The following is a 10,132-nucleotide window of genomic DNA, read 5'->3' on the forward strand; positions in this document are numbered from 1 at the left end:
AAGACAGCGCCGTCCGGGGCCGCGCCGATCAGCCACGCATCCGTTTAGGCAAGATCATGGAAGTATACCTAAGCGCCCCGATTTCCAGTCCTGAGCGCAGCCGCCTGTCATCGACTTGCGCCGAAATGGCTAAAGCGCTGGGAACGGAAAGGTGTCAGATCGATCGACGGTTTCCGCTTTGAGACGAGATCTGCCACGAGCCGCCCCGTGATGCCAGCCAGCGTCAACCCGAGATGGCCGTGCCCAAAGGCGTAGGTCACGTTCGGTGATGTCGGCGAGTTGCCGATGACCGGCAGCGAATCCGGCATCGATGGACGAAAGCCAAGCCATTCTGAGGTGCCCTCTCCCGCGCCAGGCAAAAGCGCTTCGACGCCCCTGCGGATCATGGCCGTGCGGCCGGCATTGGACGGGGCGGAGAGGCCGCCGAGTTCCACCGTGCCGGCAGCGCGCAGGCCATCTGCCATCGGCGTCATGTAGAATCCGTGTTCCGGATAACAGACGGGGCGCATCAAGAGACAGCCGGCCGACGGGAAGAGCACATGATAGCCTCTTTCAGTGTCGATCAGGACCCTGTCGCCGATCTGGCTCGCAAGCGTGCCTGACCACGCACCTGCCGCCACCACGGCGTGATCGGCAGCGAGTTTTTCATCACCGGCGCGGAGACGGACGCCTGCTTCTGTCATCTCCAGCCCGCTGGCGTCGCCGTCGACAAACGTGCCGCCGCGCTCGCCGATGACCACGGCAAGCGCGAAGGCCAGCAGCTTCGGGCTCGAAAACGTATAGGCATCGCGGAACAAGACGCCGCGACAATATAATGGTGCAAGGTTGGGTTCGAGATCGCGGATTGCCGCGGGATCCAGCCGCTCCAGGGCAACACCGTGACGCTCGCGGAAGAGCATTTCAGGCTCAGCCGCCTGAAACTGCGCCTCTGTCTTATAGAGATAAAGACATCCATGGCGCCGCTCTAGCGCCTTTGCGCCGGCTTCGTGGACAAGCGGCCGCCAGCCGGCATCGGCCTGCATAAGAAGGCCGGAGAGCACTGTGGCGATCCGTTCGACTTCATCCTTGCTGCTCGATGCCACAAACGCACGCAACCAAGGTGCCAGGTGCGGCAGGTAGCGCCAGACGATTGCAAGTGGGCCAAGCGGGTTTGCAAGCATCCCTGGCACCCGCCATGCAATGCCGGGCGTTGCGACGGGCATGACGCTGTGAGGCGCGATCGTGCAAGCATTCCCGTATGAACAGGCTTGCTTGTAGGATGCGCCGGCGAGCGGTGGCTCGCGGTCAATGACGGTGACGCGATGCCCTGCCTTTTGCAGCCAGAGCGCCGAAGCAAGGCCCACCAAACCGGCACCGATCACGAGAACATGTCGCCGCTCCGTCTCCGGCAGCGGCGCGATTTCCAGATTTGCCACGCCCGATTGCTCAGACATGGCCGATCAACGCCCGGGGACGGTCGGCGAGTATCGAAGCGATGATCCGCAGCGCCGTCGTCAATTCTTCGCGCGAGGCGGCACATCCAATGTTGACACGGACGGCATGCTCGACCGGCTGCCGATCACAGGCAAAGGCGGCAGCCGGCATGACCGCGACGCCGTGAGCACGCAGGTTGGCGGCGAAATCTTCCGCCCGCCAGGGTGCTGGCAATCGCAGCCAGACAAACATGCAGCGGGGATCCGCTGCAAAGGAGTGGCCCGCCAGAATAGTGGTAACAAGCGTGTGGCGCGCTCGAAGTTCGGAAAGCTGGGCCTTCAAAATGGCCTGGGCGGTGCCATCCTCCAGCCACCGGCTTGCGATGAGGAGCGGCAACGGCGCTGGCATCCAGGCCGTTGTGCGCACTGCTTCGGCAGTCACCTGTGCAAGCCCCGGCGGGCAGGTCAGATAGCCGACGCGCAGGCCCGGCGCCAAGGCCTTTGAGAGGGCCGAAATATGGTAGGTCCTTTTCGGCGCAAGCGTGGCGAGCGTCGGAACTCGGGTACCGAGCATCGGTCCATAGACGTCGTCCTCGATGATCACCACGTCGTGACGTTCGGCCACGGCGACCAATTCGCGGCGCCGCGCCTCGCTCATCGTCACGACACTCGGATTGTGCATCGAAGGAACGGCGAACACCGCCCGGACAGTTTCCCGACGGCAGATATCCTCGAGCTCGCTTGCCGACATGCCCTCATCATCGCTGCCGATGCCAACGATGCGAAAGCGAAACATCTGCGCAAGCGCCTTCAGGCCATAATAGGTGAGCCGATCCGAGACGACCACGTCGCCAGGCTCGATCAGGCTGCTGAGGGCTGCCAGGAGGGCGTGCTGGGCACCGCTGGTGACGACGATATCGGCGGCGGACGGTTCAAAGCCGTTGAGCCCGATCCAGCGCCGGCCGGCGGCGCGTGCCCAGGCAGCTCCTTCTGGCGGCTGGTACTCCTGCATTTCCTGGAAGCGCGAATCGGCCGCAAGCGTGGGGAGTGTTTCGGCAAGGCGTTTTTGGAAATCATCGACGGCCGGACGGTTGACGGTAAGGTCAATGAGGCCGCTGGGCGGTGTCGCGCGATCGACGCGCGGCATCGCAACTTCCCTCATCACAATCGTCCCGCGGCGCGTACTTCCCACGACAAGATTGAGGTTCTGCAGCTCGCGATAGGCTTTGGTGACAGTCGAGACATTGACCGAACGCTCCTTTGCCAGATCCCGTTGCGGCGGCAACTGGCTTCCGGGCGAAAGCTCGCCTGAACGGATCTTTGCCTCAATCTCGCCGGCAAGCTCGAGATAGGCGGGCCGGCGGGTCGGTCGCTTCAGCACCCCGCTCTTTGTGTGGCTCTCCTGCATTTCTCTCGGCATACAAATTTCCGCATCTGCTTTCGAATGCCGATCCGCTGGTATAGCGGAAAACGCACTCGTTCTCGTTGCTTTCCCTTATCTATCTGCTCCGTATCATTTTTTTCTATAAGTTTCGAGGGGGCAATTGATCGCCATACAAAATTATTTGTCTCGCTTGACAAGGCTGACTACACCGAGACAATATCAATCGCACACCGAGACAAAAGGCAAAGAACCCGACCGGTGACCGGAGGATTTTCATGAATGAGCCTTTCATCGCCTTTGAAGGCGTCCGCAAATCCTATGACGGCAAAAACTACGTCGTGCGCGGGCTAGACCTCAGTGTCGCAAAGGGTGAATTTCTCACTTTGCTTGGCCCGTCAGGCTCGGGCAAAACCACGACACTGATGATGCTTGCCGGCTTCGAGGCTCCAACCCATGGCACCATCACGCTCGCCGGTCACCGCATCGACAGCGTACCGCCGCACCGCCGAAACATTGGCGTGGTCTTTCAGAACTATGCGCTTTTCCCGCATATGACCGTTGGCGAAAACGTGGCATTTCCACTCAAGATGCGGCGGCTCGGCAAGGCGCAAACAGCCGAACGCGTGCGCCGCGCACTCGACATGGTGCGCATGGAAAGTTTCCAAACGCGCCGGCCGAACCAGCTTTCCGGTGGCCAACAGCAGCGCATTGCATTGGCCCGTGCGCTGGTGTTTGAGCCGCAACTGATACTGATGGACGAGCCGCTCGGCGCTCTCGATAAGCAATTGCGCGAACACATGCAGCTCGAGATCAAGCACCTGCATGGCCGTCTTGGCATCAATGTCGTCTATGTGACGCACGACCAGAGCGAGGCACTGACCATGTCTGATCGCGTCGGCGTCTTCGATGACGGCACGCTGCAGCAGATCGCCTCGCCGCACGCCCTTTATGAAGCGCCGGCAAACCCGTTCGTCGCAACCTTCATCGGGGAAAACAATGCCATCGCGGGCGAAGTGGTCGAGCTTGTCGGAAAGACCTGCCGGATCAGGACCGCGGACGGCTCCATCATCTCGGCTCTTGCCGGTGACGGGCTGAAACAGGGGACGCGCACGACCTTGGTGCTGCGCCCGGAGCGCATCACGCTGTCGTCTCCTGCCGAAACTCCCAACCGCTTCACGGCCAAGATCGTCGAACTGATCTACCACGGCGATCACCTGCGGCTGCGCGTCCAGGCCTGCGGCTGCGAAGACGTCCGCATAAAGGTGCCTGCCGCATTGGCGGACACGTTTCGGGCCTCCGGGGACAACATCGTCATCGGCTGGGCGCCGGACGACTGCCGGGCGCTGGCTCTATCGTGACAGCGAAAAGCCTAAACTGCATTCAACCAAAACAGGGGAACAAATATGAACCGCATCTCGATACTGCTTCAGACCTCCATTCTTTGTCTCGCCATGAGCGCACCCGCACTTGCTGGGGATACGATCACGGTAACGTCGTGGGGAGGCGCATATACCAAAAGCCAGGAGAAAGCCTTCTTTGGTCCCTACTCGAAGGAGACCGGCGTCAAGATCCTGCAGGACGAGTGGGATGGATCCACCGCGAAATTGAAGGGCATGGTGGAAACCGGCCAGGTCACCTGGGATGTCGTTGATGTCGAACCAGGACATGCGCTGCAGGGTTGCGACGAAGGATGGCTGGAAGAGATCGACTATTCCGAGCTCGGCGGCAAGGAGGCCTTCATCGATGGCGCGGCCATGGACTGTGCGGCTGCCACAATCGTTTTCGGCACGATCTATGCCTACGATGCGTCAAAATTTCCGAATGGCGGGCCGACGACGATGGCCGATCTGTTCGACACAAAAAAATTCCCCGGTCCGCGGGCGTTGCGCAAGGCGCCGAAGACGACGCTGGAATTCGCACTGATCGCCGATGGCGTCGCGCCGGCCAAGGTCTATGACGTCCTGGGCTCGCCCGAAGGCGTCGATCGTGCCTTCAAGAAACTCGATACGATCAAGAAGGATGTCAAGGTCTGGTGGACGGCCGGCGCCCAACCGCCGCAGCTTCTGGCCGACGGCGAAGTGCTGATGACCACGGCGTGGAACGGACGCATCTACGACGCCGTCAAAAACAGCGGCAAGACTTTCAAGATCGTGTGGGATGGCCAAGGGATGGACTTCAACCTTTGGGCCGAGCCGAAGGGATCGCCGCACAAGGAGGCCGCCGACAAATTCATCGCCTATACGATGACCCCGGACGTCATGGCCCGGCAGTCGCAGTACATCTCCTATGGCCCGACGCTGAAGGCGGCGATCGCCAAGGTTCCCGCCGACATCCTGCCCGACCTTCCGACCGCGCCTGAAAACACCAAGAACGCGTTCGTGGTTTCGGCAGAATTCTGGGCCGACCATGACGAGGAGTTGACCGAACGCTTCAACAAGTGGCTGGCGCAATAGTCCTCGCTCGGCGGGCGGGCTTTTCCTCCCGGGCCCGCCCGCCCATTTTTTGCGAATGAAGGTGTGCCATGGCGCTCCTGCTTACCGACGACGTCATCAACAATGCCATCGACACGGCGCCTCTTGCCCGCCGGCTGCGTGGTCTGCGACGGAAGGGGCAGATGAGAGCCTTGCTTCTCGTCGCGCCGCTGATGCTTTTCCTGCTGGCGATCTTCATTCTGCCGATCGGCATGCTTCTTATCCGAAGCGTCGACAACCGCGAAGTGGCGCGAACACTGCCGAACACCGTCTCAATGCTTTCTTCGTGGGACGGCAAAGGCGTACCAGACGAGGCGGTCTATGCCGCCCTCGCAACCGACATGAAGGCATCGTCCCGCGAGGATGTGGCCGAGATCGCCAAACGGCTCAATTATTACGAAACTGGCATGCGCTCGATGCTTTTGAAAACCGCGCGCACGATCCGCAATGCAAAGGCGCCCTACAAGGATGCCTTCATCGCAGCGGACGCTCAATGGGCATCGCCCCGTTATTGGCATCTTCTCAGGCAGGCAATGCCTGAGCTTACCGATTTCTATCTGCTCGCAGCGTTGGACATGAGCCGCGACGAGACCGGCGTCATAACGACAGTCGCACCCGAAAACGCCGTTCATATTGATGTGCTGCTGCGCACCTTCGCCGTCAGCGCTTCAGTGACGTTGCTGTGCCTGCTGCTTGGTTATCCGCTTGCGGCATTGATCGCCCGTTCCAAGGGGGGCATCGCCAACGCTCTGCTAATCCTCGTGCTCCTGCCCTTCTGGACATCACTGCTGGTGCGTACGAGCGCTTGGGTCGTGCTGTTGCAGAGCCGCGGGGTGGTGAACTCCGCTCTTGCCTGGCTTGGCGTCATCGACCCATCGCAGCCGCTGGAACTCATCTATAACCGCATCGGCGTCTTGATCGCGATGACGCATGTCCTTCTCCCGTTCATGGTGTTGCCGATCTACAGCGTCATGAAGAGCATCCCGCCGGTCTATTTGCGCGCCGCCTCCTCACTGGGGGCGCCACCACTATCGGCCTTCTGGCGAATCTATTTGCCGATGAGCATGCCAGGCGTCAGCGCCGGCGGACTTCTGGTCTTCATCCTGGCCCTCGGCTACTACATCACCCCAGCGCTCGTCGGCGGTCCGCGCGATCAAATGGTCAGTTACTACATTGCCTACTATTCGAACCAGGTGACCAACTGGGGGATGGCGGCGGCATTGAGCGCCATCCTCCTGGTCGCCGTGCTCATCCTTTACGCCGTCTACAATCGTCTGGTCGGCATCGACCGTCTAAGGATAGGCTGATGAACCACTCCCTTTCCGTCGAACGCCTGCTTCCCATCCTGCTATGGATTGCCGGCGGCACTGTCGTTGTCTTCCTGATCGCGCCGATCATCGCCATCGTGCCCCTGTCGTTCAACGCGGAGCCCTTCTTCACCTATCCGATGCCAGGCCTCTCGCTGCGCTGGTATGAGGAATTCCTCTCCTCCGAAGTCTGGCAACTGGCTCTGAAGAACAGCATCATCGTCGCCGTCTGCACCACACTGGTGTCAACCGCACTCGGGACGTTGGCTGCAATCGGCCTTAGCCGGCCGGAATGCCCCTTCCGCGCCACGCTGACTGCCATTCTGATTTCACCAATGATCGTACCGGTCATCGTCTCGGCGGTCGGCATCTATTATGCCTTTGCTGCCGTCGGTCTGCTTAACAGCTTGACCGGTTTGGTCCTTGCCCATACCGCAATCGGAGCGCCCTTCGTCGTCATTACCGTGACGGCGACACTTGCGAGCTTTGATCACAATCTGATGCGCGCGGCCTCAAGTCTTGGCGCAACGCCCGTTGAAGCCGTGCTGCGCATCATGCTGCCGATCATCGCACCGGGTGTCGTGTCGGGTGCGCTATTTGCCTTCGTCACGTCCTTCGACGAGGTGGTGATTGCACTTTTCATCGCCGGTTCCGAGGAACGCACCCTGCCCCGTCAGATGTGGAGCGGCGTTCGCGAGACACTGAGCCCGACCATCGCTGCCGTCGCAACACTGCTGATTCTATTCTCAACGCTGTTTCTCGCAACTATCCAGTGGCTGCACCGGCGCGCCGAACGCCAAAAGCTCATGCACTGATCGCGCTCTACGTCAACGCGTGTTGCGTACTGTTCAGATAGACACCCAAAATGGTCGTATGACGGCAAGGCTGCAACAGCCTTGGTGCCGAGTCCGCTTCGCAAGAAAGCGGCTCTCGGCAAACGGCGGGTGCCGCCTTTCTAGCTCCCAATGAAGTGCCGCTCGTCCCTCGCACGGCCAATACTCATTGCGGTGACGGCATTTTCGGCAACCGGGCTGCGGGAGCTGATTTTCAGCGTGTTCGGCGCCGGTGAAACGGGCATCGTGGATGCCGCCGAGAATTTGTGGTGAAATCGACCGAATTGGACTTCGAGTGATATCGAAATCCCGACAAGGACGCCAAGCACCGCGCTTGATGCTTTTGAAGCACTCAGACCGGCTAACATCGTTTCAGGAGACGCCGGACAACAAAGAGATAGGATCGTGCCGATTATGAGCTTTTTTGAAAGCCTCCTTGTCTTGTCTCTCGTGGCGATCCTGCTACTGCAGGTTTCGCGACGTCTGTCGCTTCCCTATCCATCCCTGCTGGCAATGGCGGGCGCTGCAGCTGCGCTTGTGCCGGGAACCCCCTATGTCTCACTTGAACCTGAGACTGCCCTTGCTTTGTTCATCGCACCCGCGCTGATGGACGCGGCATTTGACTTTCCAGTTGGAACTGCCCGGCGTTTCTGGTTGCCGTTGCTCGTCTTTGCCATCGGTGGCGTGATTGTCACAGCTTTCGCCGTTGCGCTTGCGGGATCATGGCTTGCTGGCCTGCCGTTTGCGGCCGCGCTCGTCCTTGGGGCCATTGTCGCACCACCCGACGCAGCAGCGGCGACTGCGATCCTTTCAGGGGTGGCGATACCTCGCAGCACAGATGCCGTGCTGCGAGGCGAAAGCCTTTTCAACGACGCGGCCGCCCTCCTCATCTTCGGGGCCGCGCTCGCGGTACATTCAACGGGAAATCTTGGTGTCACCGTCGGCCTACATTTCGCCCTTGCGGCTCCCGGCGGCATCCTTCTGGGTATCTTGGCGGCTTTCGTCGGCAAGCATCTTTCAGGTTTCGTGTCCGGCACCTTGGGCGGAAACCTGCTTCAGTTCGTCCAGACGTACCTGCTTTGGATTCTTGCCGAACATCTGGGGCTGTCGGCGGTGCTTGCGGTCGTGGCCATGGCCATGGCTATGGCAAGCAGCGTCGCGACATCTGCGCGCCTGCGGGTCCAGTCCGAGGCGGTCTGGTGTGCCGTCGTCTTCGTCCTCAACATCATGGCATTCCTGTTAATGGGCATGCAGATCAGAGGCATCATCGCAGGCATGCCTGAGGGTCAGCTCGGCCAGGCCTGCACATTCGCTGCGTTTGTCGTCGCGATCGTCGTTCTCGTCCGGTTTGCGGTCTGCATCGGCTATAACCGTATCCTGGCTCGCCTTGCACGCCTGCGCGGACGAAAGGAGCCAGCGACGATCAAGCAGGCAGTTCTCGCCGGCTGGTGCGGAATGCGGGGACTACTTACCCTTGCGACAGCATTCGCGCTGCCGAGCGATTTTCCTCAGCGCGACACAGTCGTGCTGACTGCTTTCGCGGTGGTTCTTGCAACACTCGTCATACAGGGACTGACGCTTTCGCCCTTGATCCGATGGCTGGGTCTCGATGGGCGCGCAGCCGCAGCCGATGAGCTGCGAGCCCGTCGCGCGCAGATCACAAAGGCCGGCATCTGCGTACTGGAGGATCAGTCCGGCCCGGAGGCAGAGCTTTTGAGAAGCAAGTTTCGGATCGAGCAGAAAGCACTTTTCAATGTTGAAGGACCCTCCTCGCTTGAAACCTACCGCAAACTGGCGCTCTGCTCGATTGCCGCCCAACGCATGGAGCTTGAGCGACTTCGTTCCCAGAATGAACTCAACGTCGATGAGTACAATCTGCTGCTTGAGGAGATCGACTGGCGAGAGCTTTCTGTTTTGCCGCTCGAAGATCGGAAGATTGAGGAGATCTGAAATCACGTGCTGCATCCCTCGGGTCCCCGCGGGAATGCTTGTTCCTGTCGCGCGCTGAAATTCTTGCCCGGACCCCTCAGGCGATCGTCTTTACAAGCTCCTGCGCCGCCATCACTCCAGTATCATAGGCACCGTGCGCAGTCGAATAGCGTCCAGTCGAACAGGCTTCACCTGCAAAGAAGATGCGATTGTCATGCGGAGTTGCAAGCGTTCTGCGAAGATCAGAAGCTCCTGGGCTGGCGTATGAATATGAGCCGCCGATGTGCGGATCGGAGCCCCATGCTGAAAAGCAGATCAATGAGAGCTGCCGTCCGATGTCGGATCCCAAAGCGCGCTTCAGCTCCGTGAGTCCAAACTGGAACGCCTCCTTCGGTCCCCCATGTTCTAAGTCGTGTGCCAAATCCCCTGCATAATATCCCTCCACAACGGGATTTCCGAGGGGCCTGATTTGGTAGGCACCTGTCCGGCGTTCGCGATAGGAGCCTAGAAGATGACTGTCCAGCGGTAGGGCGTCCGGCCTTCCCACCTTCATGAACAGTTTGTTCGCAAGACCGAGTGGCAGGCGGGAGGCTGCATCGATTTTTTCCGGGAGCGGGGGAAAAAACGCGATGCGCTCATTCGCAAGCACATTCGTAGCGACAGTGACGATTACCGCCTTGACACGGAGGTGGCCTTTCGATGTCGAAATACCGACATGATCCGCGGCGCGATGGTCGATGCGTTCCACAGCGGTCTGACGCACGATCGGAAGGGGGCCGCCATCGGGGGGAGCAAA

8 protein-coding genes are annotated in these 10,132 nt (G+C 60.3%); 5 read left to right on the top strand and 3 right to left on the bottom strand.

Annotated features, from left to right (window positions below; genetic code table 11):
- Positions 1-107: 107 nt before the first annotated feature.
- Together C9413_RS03960 and C9413_RS03965 are read right to left on the bottom strand one after the other, a co-directional pair.
- A complete protein-coding gene (locus C9413_RS03960; RefSeq protein WP_170250202.1) occupies positions 108-1,433 on the bottom strand; it encodes an FAD-dependent oxidoreductase in 1,326 nt (441 codons plus the stop codon).
- Positions 1,426-2,820 carry a PLP-dependent aminotransferase family protein gene (locus C9413_RS03965; protein WP_133938334.1) on the bottom strand — a complete coding sequence of 465 codons (1,395 nt, stop codon included), beginning with the start codon at positions 2,818-2,820 and terminating at the stop codon, positions 1,426-1,428. Before C9413_RS03965 ends, C9413_RS03960 begins: the two co-directional genes overlap by 8 nt.
- Before the next feature lie 251 nt (positions 2,821-3,071).
- On the opposite strand from C9413_RS03965, the gene C9413_RS03970 reads away from it, so the two are divergent.
- From C9413_RS03970 to C9413_RS03990, 5 genes are all read left to right on the top strand, one after another.
- Entirely contained in the window at positions 3,072-4,154 is a 1,083-nt protein-coding gene (locus C9413_RS03970) for an ABC transporter ATP-binding protein (RefSeq protein WP_040115049.1), read from the top strand.
- Between the two features lie 45 nt (positions 4,155-4,199).
- A complete protein-coding gene (locus C9413_RS03975; protein ID WP_040115048.1) occupies positions 4,200-5,249 on the top strand; it encodes an ABC transporter substrate-binding protein in 1,050 nt (349 codons plus the stop codon).
- A gap of 68 nt (positions 5,250-5,317) precedes the next feature.
- Positions 5,318-6,574 carry an ABC transporter permease gene (locus tag C9413_RS03980; RefSeq protein WP_170250203.1) on the top strand — a complete coding sequence of 419 codons (1,257 nt, stop codon included), beginning with the start codon at positions 5,318-5,320 and terminating at the stop codon, positions 6,572-6,574.
- Positions 6,574-7,389 (top strand): ABC transporter permease, encoded by an 816-nt coding sequence (locus tag C9413_RS03985; RefSeq protein ID WP_040115046.1) that lies wholly within the window; start codon positions 6,574-6,576, stop codon positions 7,387-7,389. Before C9413_RS03980 ends, C9413_RS03985 begins: the two co-directional genes overlap by 1 nt.
- Before the next feature lie 432 nt (positions 7,390-7,821).
- Entirely contained in the window at positions 7,822-9,357 is a 1,536-nt protein-coding gene (locus C9413_RS03990; RefSeq protein ID WP_170250204.1) for a cation:proton antiporter, read from the top strand.
- 76 nt (positions 9,358-9,433) lie between these two features.
- On the opposite strand, the gene C9413_RS03995 is transcribed toward C9413_RS03990, so the two are convergent.
- The coding region (locus C9413_RS03995; RefSeq protein ID WP_170250205.1) for an FAD-dependent oxidoreductase at positions 9,434-10,132 on the bottom strand (699 nt) is incomplete at its 5' end.

Origin of the sequence: Rhizobium sp. SEMIA 4085, assembly GCF_013004495.1 — a bacterium.
Classification (GTDB): domain Bacteria; phylum Pseudomonadota; class Alphaproteobacteria; order Rhizobiales; family Rhizobiaceae; genus Rhizobium; species Rhizobium gallicum.